The sequence below is a fragment of the Enterobacter sp. 01-M-03-SI-ECC genome (assembly GCF_047530215.1).
GTDB lineage: Bacteria > Pseudomonadota > Gammaproteobacteria > Enterobacterales > Enterobacteriaceae > Enterobacter > Enterobacter chengduensis.
On sequence record NZ_JBLKDA010000028.1, the window covers coordinates 46,344 to 64,623 of the forward strand.

An 18,280-nucleotide genomic window follows, 5' to 3' on the forward strand; every position below is an offset into this window, starting at 1 on the left:
CCTCGCGCGGGGTTTTTTATTGCCACATTTTCTCGTTATGTCGTGCTACAGTGTCAAAAAGTGGTCGTTTGAGGAGTCTGAATTGTGCCTGGTCTGAAGATTTCGATTTTGCAGCAACCTTTAGTGTGGATGGATGGCCCCGCCAACCTGCGCCACTTTGATCGACAGCTGGAAGACATTGCCGGGCGTGATGTGATTGTCCTGCCGGAAATGTTCACCACCGGCTTCGCCATGGAGGCGGCAAAACAGTCCATGCCTCAGGATGAGGTGGTGGCCTGGATGCATGCCAAAGCGCAGCAAACCAACGCGCTGATTGCGGGCAGCGCCGCCCTGCAGACCGAACGCGGGCCGGTAAACCGTTTCCTGCTGGTGGAACCAGAAGGAAAGGTGCATTTTTACGATAAACGCCACCTGTTCCGCATGGCGGATGAGCATCATCACTATGAAGCCGGTAACGAGCGCGTGGTGTTCGAATGGCGCGGGTGGCGCATTCTGCCGCTGGTCTGCTACGACCTGCGCTTCCCGGTGTGGTCGCGCAACCGCAACGATTATGACCTGGCGCTGTATGTCGCCAACTGGCCTGCCCCACGCTCCCTGCACTGGCAGTCTCTGCTGGTGGCCCGCGCGATTGAGAACCAGGCGTACGTGGTGGGCTGTAACCGCGTGGGAACCGACGGTAACGGGCATCACTACCGCGGCGACAGCCGGGTGGTGAATCCGCAGGGCGAGATTATTGCCACCGCCGAGCCGCACCAGGCGACGCGCATTGATGCGGAGCTGTCCTTGACGGCGCTGAAGGAGTATCGGGAGAAGTTTCCGGCGTGGCAGGATGCGGATCCGTTTAGCATTGGGTGAAAAAAAAGCCGGGTGGCGGCTACGCCTTACCCGGCCTACCAATGTTGCTCGCTTCTTTTAACTCACCAGCGCCTGCCCGTCCTTGCGGCTCTCCGTCGCGGCCACGTAGTGCCCTTCCGGCAGACGGTAAATCACCTGCGCACCGCCGAAGTTGTAATCCTGCAGCGGATCTTCCACCACGATGTGATGCCCACGCTCGCGCAGGGCGGCAATCGTATTGCGATCGAACGTCGATTCAACGATCACTTCCCTGCCCTGGACCACGCGCCAGCGCGGCGCATCAATTGCCGCCTGCGGGTTTTGCCCGTGCAGCATGATGCGCAGCGCCATCTGCATGTGCCCCTGCGCCTGCATCGGGCCGCCCATCACGCCGAAGGACATCAGCGGCTGGCCGTTGCCGTCCATCGCAAAGCCCGGAATGATGGTGTGGAACGGACGCTTGCTGCCCGCCAGCGCGTTCGGGTGACTGGGATCCAGCGAAAAACCACAGCCCCGGTTTTGCAGGCTGATCCCGGTGTCCGGCACCACAATCCCTGAACCGAAGCCCATATAGTTGGACTGAATAAACGAGACCATCATCCCGCTGGCGTCGGCGGTGCTGATGTAGACCGTGCCGCTCTGCGTCGGGGAACCGTAGGAAAAATCAGACGCTTTATCATGATCGATAAGCGCCGCGCGCGACTTCAGATAAGGGTCGCTCAGCAGCGCTTTTGCCGCGAACGTCATGTGATCTTCATCCGCCACGTAGCGGTCGAGATCCGCCAGCGCCAGCTTCATCGCCTCAATGGACAGGTGCAGAGACTGCACGGAGTCCGGATGATGCTTCTCAATGCCGCACTGCTCCAGAATGCCGAGCGCAATCAGCGTGGCGATCCCCTGACCGTTTGGCGGCAGCTCCTGCACCGAACCGCCCGCGAAGTCGCGTGACAGCAGGTCTACCCAATCCACGCGGTGGCTGGCGAGATCCTCAGCCGTCAGGTGCGCGCCGTGCTCTTTGGCGAAGGCGGCAATTTTCTCCGCCAGCTCGCCGCGGTAAAACGCGTCGCCGTTGGTTTTCGCAATCAGCTCAAGCGAGTTTGCCTGCGCCGGGTTACGGAAGATCTCTCCCACGCGCGGGGCGCGGCCTTCCGGCGCGAAGCAGGCGCTGAAGCCGGGCTGATCTTTCAGCTTGCTATAGCCGCGCTGCCAGAGATGGCCAATCAGCGGCGAGACCGGGAAACCGTTGCGCGCGTAATCAATGGCCGGCTGCGCCAGCGTGGTCAGCGGCAGCGTGCCGAAGCGTTCCGCCAGCGCCACCCAGCCGGATACCGCGCCCGGGACGGTTACCGCGTCCCAGCCGATTTCCGGTACCGCCGTTTTACCGGCAAACAGATCCGCATGCCAGCTGGCCGGTGAGCGCCCAGACGCGTTAAGTCCATGAAGCTTTTTACCGTCCCAGACGATGGCGAAGGCGTCGCTGCCGATCCCGTTGCCGGTCGGCTCAACCACCGTGAGCGCCATCGCGGCGGCAATGGCCGCATCCACGGCATTCCCGCCCAGCTGGAGCATCTTCATGCCCGCCTGCGCCGCCAGCGGCTGCGACGTGGCAACGGCGTTATGGCCCAGCATCGGCGGGCGTCGTGAATCGTAACCGGACGTAAAATCTAGCGCTTTGGTCATCATGACTCCTTAGTCGTGGCGCGGATCGAGCGCATCGCGCAGCCCGTCGCCGAGTAAATTAAAGCCCTGCACGGCAAGGAAAATCGCCACGCCGGGGAAAATGGACATCCACGGCGCCTGCTCCAGAAAACCTTTTGCGGTGTTGAGCATGGAGCCCCAGGAGGGATTAGGCGGCTGCTGTCCCAGCCCTAAAAACGACAGGCTGGCTTCGGCGATAATCGCCGAGGCGACCGCCAGCGTGGCCTGCACCAGGATCGGCGACATCACGTTCGGCAGGACGTATTTGATAATGATCCAGCGATCCGGCAGGCCAATCGCCCGCGCGCCCTCGATGTACTCTTCGTTGCGGATGGCGATCACCTGCCCGCGCGTCAGGCGGGCGAAGATCGGCATCGCCGAAAGGCCGATAGCGATCATCGCGTTGGTCAGGCTTGGGCCTAAAAACGCCCCGAGCGCGATCGCCATGATCAGGAACGGACAGGCCAGCAGCGCTTCAATGAAGCGCGAGATCGCCCCATCCCACATCTTCTGGAAATACCCCGCCACCAGCCCCAGCGGCACGCCGATAACCACGGCAATCACCACGGACATACAGCCCGCCATCAGCGAAGTGCGCGCCCCCCAGATAATGCGGGATAAAATGTCGCGCCCCAGCTCGTCGGTACCGAACCAGTACATCGCCGACGGCGCTTTACGCACCGCCAGGAAGTTGGCTTTAACCGGATCGAACGGGGCAATCCACGGCGCCAGCAGCGCCACCAGCACGAAGAAGCCCACCACAATCGCGCCAATCACCGCGCTTTTATCGCCGAGGAATTTTTTCAGCACCCGGTTTTGCGCGCGCGGCAGCGCGGGCACAGCGGTTTGCGTCGTCAGTTCCGCCATGGTTAACCTCGCATTTTCGGGTTGATAAGAACGTAGAGCACGTCGGCCAGCAGATTGAGCATCAGGAAGCCAATCGCCACGATCAGCACCACGCCCTGCACCACGGCGTAGTCACGGTTGAATACCGAGTCGACGATCATCTTGCCAAAGCCGGGAATGGTGAAGACCTGCTCGGTCAGCACCGCGCCGCCCAGCAGCTCGCCAAAAAGCAGCGTGGTAAGGGTGATCACGGGCACCAGCGCGTTGCGAAACGCGTGCTTCAGGATCACCGCCTTCGGCAGCAGCCCTTTCGCCCGCGCGGTGCGGATGTAGTCCGCCTTCAGCACGGCAATCATCGACGCGCGGGTGTGGCGCATCAGCGTTGCCGCAAGCCCCGTTCCGAGCACGGACGCGGGCAGCAGCAGCGTACGCAGGTTCTGGAGCGGATCTTCACTGAACGGCACGTAGCCGGACGCGGGTAGCCACTGCAGATTCACCGAAAAGACCAGAATCAGCAGGATCCCCAGCCAGAAGTGCGGGATCGAGATCCCCGAGATCGCCACGAAGTTTGCCCCGTGATCGACCCAGCTGTTTTTGTTCACCGCCGCGAGAATTCCCATGCTGATGCCAAACACCAGCGCGATAATCATCGCCAGCAGGGACAGCTCCAGCGTGACCGGCAGCTTGCTGGCAATCAGCTGCGTCACCGGTTCGTGCGTGCGCAAGGAAACGCCCAGATCCCCCTGCAGCGCCCGCGTCAGCCAGTGGAAATACTGCACGGGGATCGGCGCATCCAGATTCAGCTCTGCGCGCAGCTGGGCGATGACCGCCGGATCGCGCTCCTCGCCGGCCATGGCGATCAGCGGGTCGCCGGGCAGCAGCTTTTGCAGCCCGAACACCATCATGCTCACCAGCAATAGCGTCGGGACGGCCAGCAGCAGGCGTTTGCAAATCAGTTCCAGCATGGGTTCTCCTCAGGACGGTTATTTCGCCAGCGTCAAACCCGCCAGACGCACGATGCCGTCCGGGTACGGCTTAAAGCCCTGCACGCTTTTGTTGAGACCGAAAATGCGCGGCTCGAAGTAGAGGTAGGCAATCGGCATGTCGGTTTGCAGCTGCTTCACCACCTTGTCGTACAGCGGCTGGCGCGCGGCCTGGTCGGTGCTCTGGCGCGCCTGCGTCAGCCATTCGTCCACCTGCGCATTGCTGTAGCGGCCGTCGTTCAGGGTGCCTTTACTGTTGATAAAGCCGTAGATGCTGCCGTCCGGATCAGGGCGTCCCGACCAGCCGGAGAAACTCAGCTGATAGTCGCCGCTCTGCTGGCGATCCAGCAGCGTGGCGAATTCGGTCATCTGCAGGTTCAGGTTAAATCCCGCCTCGGCGACCATCGCCTGCAGCACCTGGCCCACCTGCTGGGAGGTTGGGTTGTTCGGCACCAGCAGGTTGACGGTCAGCGGCGCGGTGACGCCTGCCGCCTTCAGCAGCGATTTGGCTTTGTCGACGTCACGCGGCGGAACCGGCAGGTTGACGTGATACGGGCTGACCGGTGAAAACGCCTGGTTTGCCGGGGTATAGAGCCCCTCGAAGACCACCTGGTTTAAGGCATCGCGGTCAATGGCCTGGGAAAACGCCTCGCGCACGCGGGCGTCCCTGAACGGATCGTTCGCCGGCACCTTGCCGTTGTTGATGTTGAAGGTGATGCCCTGATAGCCCAGACCCGTTACCTTCGCCAGCGCCAGCTTGCTGTCGGCTTCGACGGTTTTCACGTCGCTGGCGGCAATGCCTTCGGTCAGGTCAAGATCGCCCGCGCGCAGGTTCGCGAGGCGCACGGAGGCATCCGGGATCGGCAAATAGATAATTTTGTCGAAGTGGTAGGCGCCTTTGTTCCAGTAGTTGTCGAAGCGGGTGAGTACGATGCGGTCCTGGGACACGCGGCTGTCGAACTTGTACGGGCCGGAACAGACCGGATGGGCGGCAAAATCGGGCTTTTTCGCCGCGTCGGGGGCCATCATCGCGCCCGCGCGGTCGGTGAGCTGCATCAGCAGCGCGGCATCCGGCGTTTTCAGGTGCAGGGCAATCTGCATCGGGCCGGTAACCTCGACCGACTCAACGGAAGAGATCTCGCTTTTGCGCAGGGAGCCTTTTAAGGTCAGGGCGCGGTCGAGGTTGTATTTTGCGGCGGCGGCATCGAATTTCTCACCGTCGTGGAAGGTCACGCCTTCGCGCAGATTGAGCGTCAGGGTTTTACCGTCCGCACTCCACGCCCAGTCTTTCGCCAGACCGGGGACGACCTTCAGATTTTCATCCACGTCCACCAGCCTGTCGCACAGGGAGGCAAACACGAAGCGGCCATAGTAGGTGCGCGCCAGATGCGGGTCGAGCATGTCCGGGTCGGCGCCCAGGCCGATTCGCAGCACGCTTTCAGAATGGGCGGGCAGCGCCGCGCCAAGCAACATTACACTTCCCAGTACGGTCAAAAGAGAATTACGCATTGTCATTATCATGAGTTCCTTGAAGGAAGGGACGAGTGAGTGGCCGCGTGTTCAAACAGCGCGCGGCGGCGCAGAAAAGCGGCGGATGGCGGTGCGATCTGGATAACGCTGCGATCGCGGTTAATCTCCTGCCAGCGATGGCACGCAACCTGACGCCCGCCGTCGAGCATCTGATTGATCGGCTCAACCTGGCGACATTCATCGGTAACGTACGGGCAACGGGTGTGGAAACGACAGCCGGACGGCGGGCTGGCCGGATTCGGTAAGTCGCCCTGCAGCAGCGGCGCGTCGCGCTCTACGCCCGGCTGCATCTGCGGCGCCGAGGCGATCAGCGCCTGGGTATAGGGGTGCAGCGGTGCGTCAAAAATCTCGTCGACGGTGGCAAGCTCGACGATTTGCCCGAGGTACATGACCGCCACGCGGTCGCTCATGTGGCGGATCACCGCCAGGCCGTGGGCGACGATCACCATCGTCAGCCCCAGCTGGTGCTTCAGGCTCTCCAGCAGGTTGACCACCTGCGCCTGCACGGACACATCCAGCGCGGATACCGGCTCATCCCCCAGCAGCAGCTTCGGCCCCGAGGCCAGCGCGCGCGCAATGCCAATACGCTGGCGCTGTCCGCCGGAAAACTCGTGCGGATAGCGCCCGGCCCAGGCGGCAGGCAGACCAACGGTTTTGAGCAGTTCGGCAACGTGGTACTGACGGTCCGCTTTTTTCATGTTCTGGTGCAGCCACAGCGGCTCACCGACGATCTGCTCCACGGTCATGCGCGGGTTCAGCGAGGCAAAGGGATCCTGAAAGATGATCTGCAGCTCGCGCCGGAGCTGGTTGAGGCGTGTCCCCGAGGCATGCGTGATCTCTTCCCCCTGGTAAAACACGCGCCCTTCGCTGGCTGCCAGCAGGCGCAGCAGCAGACGACCAAGGGTGGATTTCCCGGAGCCAGACTCCCCGACTATCGCCAGCGTTTCGCCCGGCATCACGGCAAGCGAAACGCGATCGACCGCCGTGACAAACCGTGCTGTGGCAAAGAGTTTTTTCGGGCCGGGGAAAAGCTTGCTGAGGTCACGGGCTTCAAGGATGGGCGTGGTCATGCGGTCTCTCCCAGGGCAATGTGGTGTTCGAGCGGCACGCGGAAGCAGGCGACCTGATGACCCGCGCCGAGCGTGTTGAGCGACGGTTTTTCATCATGGCAGCGGGACTGCGCAAACGGGCAGCGGGTGGCAAAACGGCAGCCTTTCGGCATGGATTCCGGCAGCGGAACCGAACCGGGAATGGTAGAGAGCTGGCCTTTGCGCGCCCCCAGCGAAGGGATAGATCCCATCAGGCCGATGGTGTACGGGTGCTGCGGGTCGGCGAAGATGGCCTCCACGCTCCCCTGCTCCACCACCTGCCCGGCATACATCACGGCGACCTGCTGGGCGACTTCGGCCACCACGCCTAAATCGTGGGTGATCATCAGAACCGCCGTGCCGGTTTCTTCTTTTAAAGCATTGAGCAGGGTGAGAATTTGCGCCTGGATGGTGACGTCGAGCGCGGTGGTCGGCTCGTCGGCAATCAGCAGTTTGGGGTGGTTAATCAGCGCCATCGCAATCATCACCCGCTGGCGCATGCCGCCGGAAAGCTGGTGGGGATACGCCTTCAGGCGCATCCCGGCCGCCGGGATCTGTACCTTCTCGAGGATCTGCAGCGCGACCTTCATCGCCTCTGCGCGCGAAACGTTCTGGTGTCGCATTACCGCCTCGCTAAGCTGATCGCCCAGCGTGAACGCCGGATTGAGCGAGGTCATCGGCTCCTGGAAAATCATCGCCAGCTCGCTGCCGCGAAGATCGGCATACTCCCGCGGCGAGAGCTTTCTCAGATCGTGGCGGCGAAACTGCATCTCACCGCTGACAATCTGCGCGCTGGCGGGCAGTAACCCCATCAGCGCTAGCGAGGTGATACTTTTCCCGCAGCCGGACTCCCCCACCAGCGCCAGCGTTTCGCCCGCTTTGACCGTCAGGGAAATGCCGTCCAGTACGCTTACCGGGGAGCCGGCAAATTTAACGTTGAGATTTTTTAGCCGGAGTACGGGCGTGGCGTCCTTAAAGGGGATAGTCGTCATGGCGTGAAGTCGTCCTCAAGGTGGATCGCCTGAATCAGGGCGGTTTGCAGGCTGAGCAGGTGTTCGCGCATGGCGGCTGCGGCTTCATTGGGCTGGCGATGGATAATCGCAGCCATGATCTTATGGTGGTGGTCGTTATAGCTGTCGACGCGCTCGGGCGTGCGGGCTAATTCACGCAGATGCTGCCAGCCCGGTTCGCGCCGCACGGCATCGATGGCATCAAACAGGCCGAGCATCAGACGGTTGCCCGCCGCTTCGGCAATCGCCCGGTGAAAGGCGCTATCCCACAGTTCGTTGAGATCGCGGTCGTCCGGGCTGACCTTGTCGATGCGTTCCAGCATGCGCTGCATAAGCGCGAGGTTTTCCCTGGTGGCACGCAGTGCCGCAAGCCGGGCTAAGCCGGGTTCGAGCTGCAGACGAGCTTCCATCACTTCCAGCAGGTTGGTCTGCTGAACCAATCCCTGCAGGGCCAGCGGTTCCACAGGTGCCGCCGGGCCAATAAAGGTCCCTTTGCCCTGCTTGCGCCAGATGCGCCCCTCTTCTTCCAGCACGTCCAGCGCACGACGCACTTCACGTCGTCCTACGCCGAGAGTGTCCGACAGCTCACGTTCCGTGGGCAGCGGAATGCCTGGTGTTGACTCATGCTGGTTGATTAGCCCGCGCAGCTGCTCAAGCGCGGTGCTGGAATTGGCCAGAAACCGTGACGGTTTTTCCATATTGGTTCGCTCGCTTTCATCATGACTTTATTTTTATTAACGATAAGCTATTGATATGGAATGACGCTTATCGTGCTAATGATTAAGCAATAACCAAACCAATCCGCAATTGGTTCGGTATTTTTTTATAAAGCGAAAGATAACCAGATGATTCTGCGTGAATTATTTTTACAGAAAGAGACGTTCTGACTGAGGTATGTTGAGGGAGGTGGTGACGAAATGCACAATACAAGTGCAAATAACGCACCATTTTTGTGCAATTGTTAATTTATTGCACTGCATATATTAACTTTTTGTTAATGATGGGGGAGAGGATGAGATGACTGAACGCTGAAACGACGAAGGCCTGAATCATTTCTGATTCAGGCCTTCTGAATAGTGGCGGAACGGACGGGACTCGAACCCGCGACCCCCTGCGTGACAGGCAGGTATTCTAACCGACTGAACTACCGCTCCACTGTTCCCGTTTGGGGAACGAGGCGCATATTACGGTGCGCCTCCGATCTCGTCAACGCTTTTTCTCACGTTTTGAATCGTTTGCTGCAAAAATCGCCCAAACGATGATTTTACAGGCATTCAGGCGTCTTTTCAGGCGCGCCAGAGACAGCTGCCGCCCTTCTTCTGCACCAGATCAAGCCGCGATTCGTGGTTAAGCAGCTCTTCATCGCTGGCTAAAATAACCCGCAGCCGGCTCGCCTGACGGACAACACGCTGAATACCCGCTTCGCCCTGCGTCTGCTGAGACTCATTTTCCATACTGAACTTCATTGACGTCTGCCCGCCGGTCATCGTCAGATAGACATCGGCGAGGATCTGGGCATCGAGCAACGCCCCGTGGAGCGTACGCTTGGTATTGTCTATCTCATAGCGCGAACAGAGTGCATCAAGGCTGTTACGCTTGCCCGGGAACATCTTCCTTGCCAGCGCCAGGCTATCCGTCACCTTACAGAAGGTGTTCGTCTTCGGGATATCACGATTAAGCTTGCTGAATTCATAGTCCATAAAGCCGATATCGAACGATGCGTTATGGATGACAAGCTCGGCGCCCTTGATGTATTCCAGGAACTCGTCAGCGACATCCGCAAACGTCGGCTTATCCAGCAAGAACTCATCGGCAATTCCGTGAACGCCGAACGCTTCGGGATCCACCAGCCGATCGGGCTTGAGGTAGACGTGGAAGTTGTTCCCCGTAAGACGACGGTTCACCACTTCAACGGCGCCGATCTCGATGATCTTATGCCCTTCATAGTGCGCGCCGATCTGGTTCATACCGGTGGTTTCGGTATCGAGGACGATCTGGCGAGTAATTGCAGTGCTCATAGCGGTCATTTATGTCAGACTTATCGTTTAACTGAACGTTTCGAATACAGGAAGTCTACCAGAGATGCGTAAACAGGTAGAAATTTTCACCGATGGATCTTGTCTCGGCAACCCAGGTCCCGGCGGCTACGGCGCGATTATGCGCTATCGCCAGCATGAAAAAACCTTTAGCGAAGGCTATTTTCTGACCACCAACAACCGGATGGAGCTGATGGCGGCCATCGTGGCGCTGGAGGCGTTAAAAGAACATTGCGACGTGGTGTTAAGTACCGACAGTCAATACGTGCGCCAGGGGATCACCCAGTGGATCCATAACTGGAAAAAACGCGGCTGGAAGACCGCCGATAAGAAGCCGGTCAAGAACGTCGATCTGTGGAAACGGCTTGATGCCGCCCTGGGGCAACACCAGATTAAATGGGAGTGGGTTAAAGGGCACGCCGGCCATCCGGAAAACGAACGCTGCGACGAACTGGCGCGTGCGGCAGCCTCTAACCCAGCGCATGAAGACGCGGGGTATCAGCCTGACGCCTGATCAGGGCTTTCTGTACTGCCGCGTGGCGCCAACGGTCTGGCGGATCGGCGTTTTCGATTTGCTCTGCTTCATGGGATTCAGCGTAAGGGGAATGGTTCGCTTACGCGCGACGATAAACTGCATGCAGCCTAACGCAGGCAAATGCGCGCTCAGCAAGACGCCCCCCTGCCGCGCCCAGGGCAGCACCTGAAAACCGCCGTAGCAGAGCACTTCAAAGTTCAGCAGCGAAAGCCAGTCGAGCTGGCGCATCAGGGTAAACATCCGGCTGTTGTAAGGCGGCGTCCGGCGCAGCACGGGCACCAGCTTACGCAGCCCCATCAGGCTCAGCGGATTAAATCCGCTCAGTACCAGCCAGCCGTCGTCAATCAGCACGCGATCGGCCTCGCGCAGCAGACGGTGCGGATCGCTGCACCAGGGTAACGTGTGTGCGAGCAAACACGCATCGACGGATTTTTCCGCAAACGGCAGATGCAGCGGGTCTGCTTTCACCTGTACCGGCGATCCGCCGAGAGAGACATTCACCTGATGCGAGATAGCGCAGCTTTCGGTATTGATTTCCGCGCTGAGATTGCCAATCTTAAGCAGGTGAAAGCCATACATTTTCGCCAGCCAGGGCTTCAGCTGTTGCTCTAAGGCCTCGCGATAGTATTCACCCCAGGGCAATTCTGCCCAACGTTCCGGTGCTGCGACAGCCTGAGGTATCCTTGCCGGTTTCATCAACACACCCGCCACGCTAATAGAGGTAATGTATGAATCTTATCAGTATTTCCGCTTTTGAGGACAATTACATCTGGGTTTTGGTTGACGATGAACGTCGATGCGTCATTGTCGATCCCGGAGAAGCGGCCCCGGTTCTGCGCGCAATAAAGGAGAACGGCTGGCAGCCTGAGGCCATTCTGTTGACGCATCATCATAACGACCATACTGGCGGCGTGCCTGAACTGCGCGACCACTTTCCGCATCTGGTGGTTTACGGACCGGCCGAGGCACAAGATAAGGGGATCACGCAAGTAGTCGAAGAAGGCAAAAAAATCCTCATACGCGAGTGGGAGTTTTCCGTATTTGCTACGCCCGGTCACACTTTAGGACATCTGTGTTTCTACAGTAAGCCTTATCTTTTTTGCGGCGACACGCTGTTCTCCGGCGGCTGCGGAAGACTGTTTGAAGGCACGCCAGCGCAAATGTATCAGTCTTTACAGAAGATTAACGCCCTGCCCGACGACACCGTTATTTGTTGCGCCCATGAGTATACATTAGGAAATATGAAGTTTGCGGTGAGCCTCTTACCTGAGGATCGAACGATTCAGGATTATTATCACAAAGTGAAGGAGTTACGTGCAAAAAACCAAAAAACACTCCCCGTAATTCTGAAAAACGAGCGGCAAATTAATTTATTTTTGCGAACAGATGATATTGATTTAATTAATAAAATTAACCAAGAAACAAATTTGCAACAACCAGAACAGCGATTTGCATGGTTAAGGTCAAAGAAAGATAACTTCAGATAATTGCGGGTTGCCTTTTCAAAATTTCGCCGTTATCATCGCTCGTCTTTTAAGCAACTATTGACACACACATGAAGGCAAAAGCGATATTACTCGCCTCTGTCCTGCTTGTAGGTTGCCAGTCGCAGAACGGCAGCAACGTACAACAGCACGCACAGAGCCTTTCTGCAGCTGGTCAAGGGGAAGCAGGGAAGTTTGCAAGTTCGGCGCGCTGGATGGACGATGGAACATCTTTCGCGCAGGATCAAGACTTGTGGACCTCTATTGGCGACGAGCTAAAGATGGGAATTCCGGAAAATACCCGGATTCGCGAACAGAAACAGAAGTATTTAAGTAATAAGAGCTATCTCCACGATGTAACGTTACGGGCAGAGCCGTATATGTACTGGATAGCCGGGCAAGTTAAGAAACGTAACATGCCTATGGAGCTGGTACTCCTACCCATAGTGGAGAGCGCTTTTGACCCACACGCGACGTCTGGCGCCAATGCCGCAGGCATTTGGCAGATCATTCCGAGCACCGGGCGAAACTATGGTCTGAAACAGACCCGCAACTATGATGCGCGTCGCGATGTTGTCGCTTCAACGACAGCCGCTCTCGACATGATGCAACGTCTGAACAAGATGTTTGACGGCGACTGGCTGTTAACGGTCGCAGCGTACAATAGCGGCGAAGGTCGTGTACTGAAGGCAATGAAAGCGAATAAAGCACGGGGTAAATCCACCGATTTTTGGTCGCTCTCACTGCCACAGGAAACAAAGATTTACGTACCGAAAATGCTGGCACTGAGCGATATTCTCAAGAACAGCAAGCGTTACGGTGTACAACTGCCAACACCAGACGAGAGTCGTGCACTGGCGCGCGTTCGCCTCAGTAATCCAGTTGATATTCAACAGGTTGCTGATATGACGGGTATGTCGGTAAGTAAATTGAAAACCTTTAATGCTGGCGTTAAAGGCTCAACGCTGGGGGCAAGTGGCCCGCAGTATGTAATGGTTCCGCAGAAACATGCCGATCAGTTACGTGAGTCTTTAGCTTCTGGTGAAATCGCTGCCGTTCAGTCAACGCTGATCGCGGATGCATCATCAGTTAACAGCCGCAGCTATAAGGTTCGTTCAGGTGATACGCTTTCGGGCATTGCGTCACGTCTTGGCGTGAATGCGAAAGATCTGCAGCAGTGGAATAATCTGCGCGGCTCAGGTCTGAAAGTGGGTCAAACGCTGACGGTGGGTGCAGGTAGCAGCGCACAGCGTCTCGCCAGCAATAGCGATAGCATTACCTATCGCGTGCGCAAGGGCGATTCACTGTCCAGTATCGCAAAACGACACGGCGTGAACATCAAGGATGTGATGCGCTGGAACAATGATACTGACAATCTGAAACCTGGCGACCAGCTGACGCTGTTTGTGAAGAACAGCGCCACGCCAGACTCCTGATAACACGATCTAAAGATAAAAAGGCACCGATTCCCCTCGGTGCCTTTTTTGTTTATCCCGCTTTTTGCGCTTCAGCCATGATGATGTCGCTGGTGAATGAGCCATCGTCCTGCAGTTCAAAGTACGCCTTTACTTCTGCGGACGCACTCTCCTGATACAGCCTGATCGCCTGGCTTAATGCTTCCGGGGTGCGCATACGCGCGATCCACGAGCTGAACTCCAGCGGCAAGCGGTCGGTAATCAGCGCGCGCGTAATCAGGCCCGCTTCCGTGATAAATGACAACCACTCTCCGCTGGCGTAGTTTTGCACGTGCGAGGTATCGCGCAGCGCCTCTACCGTTTGAAGCCAGATGTTACGCACCGGATGTCCAGGGGACATCACATCCATAATAATGAAGGTACCGCCCGGCTTCAGGACACGTTTAACCTCGCGTAATGCCTGGCCGACATCATGCCAGTGGTGCGCAGAATAACGGCTGATCGCCACGTCAAACGACGCATCGTCAAACGGCAAGGATTCGGCATAGCCCTGGCGCGTATCAATGTTGTTCAACCCTTTCGCCTTCGCCGCCTCGGCAACAACGTCCAGCATCTGGCTGGATAAGTCATACGCGGTTACGTGCGCCACCTGCTGCGCGGCCGTAAAGCTGGCATGTCCTGCCCCGCAGCCTAAATCCAGCACATGCGCCTGCGGAAATGCCGACAGGCGCTCACCGAGACGCACCAGATCGCGACCGGAAGCGTGTACGGCGCTGCTCAGATAGGCGCCTGCCTGAGAACCAAACTGTTTTTCTACGTTGTCATGATGGGAGTGTGTTGTTGTCATCGTACTGTCCTTTGTGAGTGAAAAATAAAGGGCAGCACCCGCACAGGCCTGCCCCACGGCAGACCTGACGCACCATTATTTATCAGGTTTGCCGGGACTGAATTCGACGAGTAGAGGGTTGTGATCGGAGGCGCGCGTCACCAGCACGGAGGCGTCGTGAACGCTCAACCCACGATAGAATACAAAATCGAGAGGACGACCAAAGGCTTTTTTGCGCTGGTCATCGCTAAAACGTACTTCACGCAGCGACATTTCGCGCGCAAAGCGGTACAGCGCGTTCATGCGCGGACGGCTCCAGGCATTGAAATCGCCTGCCATAATGATGGGCCCGCTGTGATGCGCTATCTGATCGCCAATGGGAAGTAACTGCTTACTATAGACATCCACGCCCAGGCTGAAGTTTACCGCGTGGATATTCACCACCATCAGCATTCGGGTATCCGGCAGCGGATAGACCGTCACCAGCGCAGATTTCGCCAGGCGCAGGATGGGCTCGCGTTCGCGCAGCGGGCAGCAGTAGACCGGATGTGCCGCTGAAAGCGTCATCACGCCCGAGGGATGCTGTGGCAGGACAAACGCAGGCACCTGGTCGGCGGCAAGATAGTTCGTGGTGGCAAACCGCACCAGCTCAGGGGTGGTTTGCGCTTCCTGGAGCAGAACCAGGTGGGCATCTTTGCCAAAATTCTTGAGGACCGATAACCACTCCGCACGCTGCTGCTTGAAGATATTCCACACCAACACGCGGATTTTTTCATCGCTGCTTAACGGCGTGCCGGCGGGTAATGCCTGGCTTATGCTCGCAAACGAACCCGGAGGCAAGATCCTCTCCGCGGGCATTCCGGCAACATAACGCATGGCATAGGTATTTTTTCGCACTTTTGGAAACAGCCTCTGTAACATGAACCAGCCCGGAAAACGGACTGGTTCTAATGTTATAGGGACTTTAGGTCACACTTTCAACGCAATTTCTGAGAAACCGCTTTCCAGTTTTGTAAGCAAGCGCTTACTGATATTAACCCAGCACCACGCGAGCAGTTTTATCAAGGCGTCCACTCAGGCCTATCAGCAGCAGGGCCACCAGGACGATCGCCGCACCAACCCACGGGGTCTGGGTTAAACCAGCGTGTTCGACGGTTTGTCCGCCAATAATGGAGCCCAGCGCGATGCCGATATTAAAAGCGGCAATGTTCAGGCCCGATGCCACATCCACCGCATTTGGCGTATAGCGTTCGGCTTTCTGGACAACGTAAACCTGAAGCCCTGGCACATTACCAAAGGCGAAGATCCCCATGACCAGCACCGTGACCAGCGCGGCGTACTGTACCGAAGCGGTGAACTGGAAAACCATCAGCAGAACGGCCAGGGCGGCGAAGATGAACTTCAACGCAGGTACCGCACCGTGCTTATCTGCCAGCTTGCCGCCCCAGATATTACCAATAGCAACGGAAATACCGTATCCCAGCAAAATCCAGCTTACGGCACTGGGTGAAAAGCCCGCCAAATCCTGCATCATCGGCGCCAGGAAGGTGAAGGCGGTGAATACGCCGCCATAGCCCAGCGCCGTAACCGCGTAGATGACTAGCGTGGCGTAGCCCGGCGCCTGCCAGGCCAGCATGTTGCCGACGGTGAACAGCACCATTAATGCAACTAATAGCTACCTACGTGGGAAACGTCCGGTGAGGGCCGTCAGCACGGGCGCACCGACGGCGACGCCCAGAGCGTAGATAGAGACCAGCAGCCCGGCGGAAGGCAACGAGATCGCAAGCTGATTAGCAATGGTGGGAACCAGTCCCACGATAACAAATTCGGTCGTGCCAATTGCGAAGGCACCGATCGTCAGGGCAAGCAGCGCCAGTGGCATAAAATACTCCTTATCATCAGGATTAAGATGACAGGCAGTATGGGCCAGTGCTTAAATAACAAAAATGGTCAAAATATCAATAGAATTTTGCGGGTGGTGCAACAATGAAAGCAACGTCAGAAGAGCTGACAATCTTTGTCGCCGTCGTTGAAAGCGGCAGCTTTAGCCGCGCGGCCGAACAGCTGGGGCAGGCTAATTCCGCCATTAGCCGCTCGGTAAAAAAGCTGGAGATGAAGCTGGGCGTGAGCCTGCTCAACCGAACGACGCGTCAGCTGAGCCTGACGGAAGAAGGAGAGCGTTATTTCCGCCGCGTGCAGTCGGTACTGCAGGAGATGGCCGCAGCGGAGACGGAGATTATGGAAACCCGCAGCACGCCGCGTGGGTTGCTGCGCATTGACGCGGCCACGCCGGTCGTACTTCACTTTTTGATGCCGCTGATCAAACCTTTTCGCGAACGCTATCCTGAAATGACGCTTTCTCTGGTCTCTTCCGAGACGTTTATCAACCTCATCGAGCGAAAGGTAGATGTGGCTATCCGGGCGGGGACCCTGACAGATTCAAGCCTGCGTGCCCGCCCTCTGTTTGCCAGCTACCGCAAAATTATCGCATCGCCAGAGTATATTGCCGAACATGGTAAACCGGAGACGGTTGAAGAGCTGAAGCAGCATCTCTGCCTCGGCTTTACGGAGCCAGCGTCGCTGAACACCTGGCCTGTTGCCTGCCATGATGGGCAACTTCATGAAATTACTAGCGGGTTGTCGTCTAACAGCGGGGAAACGCTGAAGCAGCTATGCCTCGAAGGCAATGGTATCGCCTGCTTGTCAGACTATATGATTGATAAGGAGATTGCGCGAGGTGAACTGGTGGAATTGATGGCCGACAAACGCCTGCCGGTCGAAATGCCTTTTAGCGCGGTGTATTACAGTGACAGAGCGGTGAGTACGCGCATTCGTGCCTTTATTGATTTTCTGAGTGAACATATAAAAACAGCTCCCGGAGGAGCTGTGTGAGGGTTTTGAGTACAGAGGGGTTAATATCAGTCCCAGTCAGGCGCTAAACCTTCCGGGCTAACCAGGCGATCGTTGCACTCAAGTGCTGCGATCGCTTTTTTATCGTCAGCATCCAGGTGAAGATCCGTTGCTAACAGGTTGCTCGCCAGGTTTTCACGTTTAGTTGAAGATGGGATCACGGCGTAACCTTCACCCATTGCCCATGCCAGAATAACCTGGGCAGCGGTCGCACTATGTTTCTCAGCGATACGCGTAATCACTTTATCTTTCAGCGCCTTACCGTAGGCCAGCGTCATGTATGAGGTGATGTGGATCCCGTGCTGTTTTGCCCAGTCCACGACTTTTCGGTTTTGCAGGTATGGAGACAGCTCTATCTGGTTGGTCGCAATATTTTCTGCGCCAACAGCGGCGATGGCTTTTTCCATCAGCGGAATGGTGAAGTTGGAGATACCAATTTCGCGGGTTAAGCCCTGCTTTTTCGCTTCCAGCAGCGCCAGCATGAATTCTTCCACGGAGACGGCATCGTTTGGTGATGGCCAGTGGATCAGCGTCAGATCGACGTAGTCAGTACGCAGTTTTTTCAGGCTCTCTTTCAGGCTTGGGATCAGCTTGTCTTTGCTGAGATTCTCAATCCAGATTTTCGTGGTGATAAACAGTTCATTACGCGGTACACCGCTCTCTTCAAGAGCTTGTCCAACGGCAGCTTCGTTTTCATAGATCTGTGCCGTATCAACGGCGCGATAGCCCAGTTCGAGTGCGGTTTTAACCGATGCGATAACAACGTCGTCTTTCAGGCGGAAAGTGCCCAGACCAAATGCAGGGAGAGTCATACTGTTCCTCAATCATTATGTTCGTAAACTGAGGAAGATTATCGCTGGCGTTGTTATAGAGAAAAATATCGAAAAACGCAGAGGATTTTTGCTGATTTCGCAATAATTAAACGTCAGATAAGAAAAAAGCCCTGAGCGTTAGCTCAGGGCTTTTAATAAGTGGCGGAACGGACGGGACTCGAACCCGCGACCCCCTGCGTGACAGGCAGGTATTCTAACCGACTGAACTACCGCTCCACCGAAGACTGCTTGTAACCACCGGATTTATGCACC

The 18,280-nt window shown here is 57.2% G+C and carries 17 protein-coding genes, 2 tRNA genes and 1 pseudogene; 5 read left to right on the forward strand and 15 right to left on the reverse strand.

Annotated elements, in window-relative coordinates; translation table 11 throughout:
- Positions 1-84: 84 nt before the first annotated feature.
- Positions 85-855 (forward strand): amidohydrolase, encoded by a 771-nt coding sequence (locus ACMWKK_RS20855; RefSeq protein WP_045330406.1) that lies wholly within the window; start codon positions 85-87, stop codon positions 853-855.
- Between the two features lie 57 nt (positions 856-912).
- Here ACMWKK_RS20855 and ACMWKK_RS20860 read toward each other — a convergent pair whose 3' ends face one another.
- From ACMWKK_RS20860 to dnaQ, 9 genes are all read right to left on the reverse strand, one after another.
- Complete coding sequence (locus tag ACMWKK_RS20860) at positions 913-2,514, reverse strand: gamma-glutamyltransferase family protein (RefSeq protein WP_112781992.1); 1,602 nt, start codon at positions 2,512-2,514, stop codon at positions 913-915.
- 9 nt (positions 2,515-2,523) lie between these two features.
- On the reverse strand, positions 2,524-3,399 hold the full coding sequence (locus tag ACMWKK_RS20865; protein ID WP_112781993.1) for an ABC transporter permease: 876 nt from the start codon (positions 3,397-3,399) through the stop codon (positions 2,524-2,526).
- Between the two features lie 2 nt (positions 3,400-3,401).
- Complete coding sequence (locus ACMWKK_RS20870) at positions 3,402-4,343, reverse strand: ABC transporter permease (protein WP_008500268.1); 942 nt, start codon at positions 4,341-4,343, stop codon at positions 3,402-3,404.
- An 18-nt stretch (positions 4,344-4,361) separates the two neighbouring features.
- Positions 4,362-5,876, reverse strand: a complete 1,515-nt coding sequence (locus ACMWKK_RS20875) for an ABC transporter substrate-binding protein (protein WP_181663691.1) — start codon at positions 5,874-5,876, stop codon at positions 4,362-4,364.
- Positions 5,877-5,878: 2 nt separating this feature from the next.
- Positions 5,879-6,961, reverse strand: coding sequence for an ABC transporter ATP-binding protein (locus tag ACMWKK_RS20880; protein WP_112781995.1), 1,083 nt, complete (start codon positions 6,959-6,961; stop codon positions 5,879-5,881).
- Complete coding sequence (locus tag ACMWKK_RS20885; RefSeq protein WP_112781996.1) at positions 6,958-7,971, reverse strand: ABC transporter ATP-binding protein; 1,014 nt, start codon at positions 7,969-7,971, stop codon at positions 6,958-6,960. The genes ACMWKK_RS20880 and ACMWKK_RS20885 overlap by 4 nt, the downstream gene beginning before the upstream one ends.
- Positions 7,968-8,687 carry a FadR/GntR family transcriptional regulator gene (locus ACMWKK_RS20890; RefSeq protein WP_024909454.1) on the reverse strand — a complete coding sequence of 240 codons (720 nt, stop codon included), beginning with the start codon at positions 8,685-8,687 and terminating at the stop codon, positions 7,968-7,970. Before ACMWKK_RS20890 ends, ACMWKK_RS20885 begins: the two co-directional genes overlap by 4 nt.
- 379 nt (positions 8,688-9,066) lie before the next feature.
- Positions 9,067-9,143 (reverse strand) — tRNA-Asp (locus ACMWKK_RS20895).
- A 132-nt stretch (positions 9,144-9,275) separates the two neighbouring features.
- Positions 9,276-10,007, reverse strand: a complete 732-nt coding sequence (dnaQ, locus tag ACMWKK_RS20900; protein ID WP_055703371.1) for a DNA polymerase III subunit epsilon — start codon at positions 10,005-10,007, stop codon at positions 9,276-9,278.
- A 64-nt stretch (positions 10,008-10,071) separates the two neighbouring features.
- Between dnaQ and rnhA the strand changes: the two genes are divergently transcribed.
- Positions 10,072-10,539: a ribonuclease HI gene (gene rnhA, locus ACMWKK_RS20905; RefSeq protein ID WP_023310485.1), complete on the forward strand. Its 468-nt coding sequence runs from the start codon at positions 10,072-10,074 to the stop codon at positions 10,537-10,539.
- Here rnhA and ACMWKK_RS20910 read toward each other — a convergent pair whose 3' ends face one another.
- On the reverse strand, positions 10,540-11,256 hold the full coding sequence (locus tag ACMWKK_RS20910) for a class I SAM-dependent methyltransferase (RefSeq protein ID WP_045330418.1): 717 nt from the start codon (positions 11,254-11,256) through the stop codon (positions 10,540-10,542).
- Between the two features lie 32 nt (positions 11,257-11,288).
- On the opposite strand from ACMWKK_RS20910, the gene gloB reads away from it, so the two are divergent.
- Positions 11,289-12,047 (forward strand): hydroxyacylglutathione hydrolase, encoded by a 759-nt coding sequence (gloB, locus tag ACMWKK_RS20915; RefSeq protein ID WP_284948480.1) that lies wholly within the window; start codon positions 11,289-11,291, stop codon positions 12,045-12,047.
- A gap of 68 nt (positions 12,048-12,115) precedes the next feature.
- Positions 12,116-13,480 carry a murein transglycosylase D gene (gene mltD / locus ACMWKK_RS20920; RefSeq protein WP_045330421.1) on the forward strand — a complete coding sequence of 455 codons (1,365 nt, stop codon included), beginning with the start codon at positions 12,116-12,118 and terminating at the stop codon, positions 13,478-13,480.
- Positions 13,481-13,532: 52 nt separating this feature from the next.
- On the opposite strand, the gene ACMWKK_RS20925 is transcribed toward mltD, so the two are convergent.
- The 3 genes and pseudogenes from ACMWKK_RS20925 to ACMWKK_RS20935 all read right to left on the reverse strand — a co-directional run bounded on the left by ACMWKK_RS20925 (position 13,533) and on the right by ACMWKK_RS20935 (position 16,167).
- Positions 13,533-14,306, reverse strand: a complete 774-nt coding sequence (locus tag ACMWKK_RS20925) for a class I SAM-dependent methyltransferase (protein ID WP_112781998.1) — start codon at positions 14,304-14,306, stop codon at positions 13,533-13,535.
- 75 nt (positions 14,307-14,381) lie between these two features.
- On the reverse strand, positions 14,382-15,182 hold the full coding sequence (locus tag ACMWKK_RS20930; RefSeq protein WP_024909448.1) for an endonuclease/exonuclease/phosphatase family protein: 801 nt from the start codon (positions 15,180-15,182) through the stop codon (positions 14,382-14,384).
- A gap of 136 nt (positions 15,183-15,318) precedes the next feature.
- Positions 15,319-16,167: pseudogene (locus ACMWKK_RS20935) on the reverse strand (MFS transporter).
- Positions 16,168-16,271: 104 nt separating this feature from the next.
- Here ACMWKK_RS20935 and yafC point away from each other — a divergent pair.
- Positions 16,272-17,177: a DNA-binding transcriptional regulator YafC gene (gene yafC / locus ACMWKK_RS20940; RefSeq protein ID WP_045330431.1), complete on the forward strand. Its 906-nt coding sequence runs from the start codon at positions 16,272-16,274 to the stop codon at positions 17,175-17,177.
- A gap of 26 nt (positions 17,178-17,203) precedes the next feature.
- On the opposite strand, the gene dkgB is transcribed toward yafC, so the two are convergent.
- Both dkgB and ACMWKK_RS20950 read right to left on the reverse strand, forming a co-directional pair.
- Positions 17,204-18,007, reverse strand: a complete 804-nt coding sequence (dkgB, locus tag ACMWKK_RS20945) for a 2,5-didehydrogluconate reductase DkgB (RefSeq protein WP_112781999.1) — start codon at positions 18,005-18,007, stop codon at positions 17,204-17,206.
- Between the two features lie 160 nt (positions 18,008-18,167).
- Positions 18,168-18,244 (reverse strand) — tRNA-Asp (locus ACMWKK_RS20950).
- Between the last annotated feature and the right edge of the window lie 36 nt (positions 18,245-18,280).

What these genes read in the sequence shown, in the direction of transcription:
- ACMWKK_RS20860 (WP_112781992.1), bottom strand. Translation starts at nt 2,514, where the DNA reads ATGACCAAAGCGCTAGATTTTACGTCCGGTTACGATTCACGACGCCCG.
- ACMWKK_RS20865 (WP_112781993.1), bottom strand. Translation starts at nt 3,399, where the DNA reads ATGGCGGAACTGACGACGCAAACCGCTGTGCCCGCGCTGCCGCGCGCG.
- ACMWKK_RS20870 (WP_008500268.1), bottom strand. Translation starts at nt 4,343, where the DNA reads ATGCTGGAACTGATTTGCAAACGCCTGCTGCTGGCCGTCCCGACGCTA.
- ACMWKK_RS20875 (WP_181663691.1), bottom strand. Translation starts at nt 5,876, where the DNA reads ATGACAATGCGTAATTCTCTTTTGACCGTACTGGGAAGTGTAATGTTG.
- ACMWKK_RS20880 (WP_112781995.1), bottom strand. Translation starts at nt 6,961, where the DNA reads ATGACCACGCCCATCCTTGAAGCCCGTGACCTCAGCAAGCTTTTCCCC.
- ACMWKK_RS20885 (WP_112781996.1), bottom strand. Translation starts at nt 7,971, where the DNA reads ATGACGACTATCCCCTTTAAGGACGCCACGCCCGTACTCCGGCTAAAA.
- ACMWKK_RS20890 (WP_024909454.1), bottom strand. Translation starts at nt 8,687, where the DNA reads ATGGAAAAACCGTCACGGTTTCTGGCCAATTCCAGCACCGCGCTTGAG.
- dnaQ (WP_055703371.1), bottom strand. Translation starts at nt 10,007, where the DNA reads ATGAGCACTGCAATTACTCGCCAGATCGTCCTCGATACCGAAACCACC.
- rnhA (WP_023310485.1), top strand. Translation starts at nt 10,072, where the DNA reads ATGCGTAAACAGGTAGAAATTTTCACCGATGGATCTTGTCTCGGCAAC.
- ACMWKK_RS20910 (WP_045330418.1), bottom strand. Translation starts at nt 11,256, where the DNA reads ATGAAACCGGCAAGGATACCTCAGGCTGTCGCAGCACCGGAACGTTGG.
- gloB (WP_284948480.1), top strand. Translation starts at nt 11,289, where the DNA reads ATGAATCTTATCAGTATTTCCGCTTTTGAGGACAATTACATCTGGGTT.
- mltD (WP_045330421.1), top strand. Translation starts at nt 12,116, where the DNA reads ATGAAGGCAAAAGCGATATTACTCGCCTCTGTCCTGCTTGTAGGTTGC.
- ACMWKK_RS20925 (WP_112781998.1), bottom strand. Translation starts at nt 14,306, where the DNA reads ATGACAACAACACACTCCCATCATGACAACGTAGAAAAACAGTTTGGT.
- yafC (WP_045330431.1), top strand. Translation starts at nt 16,272, where the DNA reads ATGAAAGCAACGTCAGAAGAGCTGACAATCTTTGTCGCCGTCGTTGAA.
- dkgB (WP_112781999.1), bottom strand. Translation starts at nt 18,007, where the DNA reads ATGACTCTCCCTGCATTTGGTCTGGGCACTTTCCGCCTGAAAGACGAC.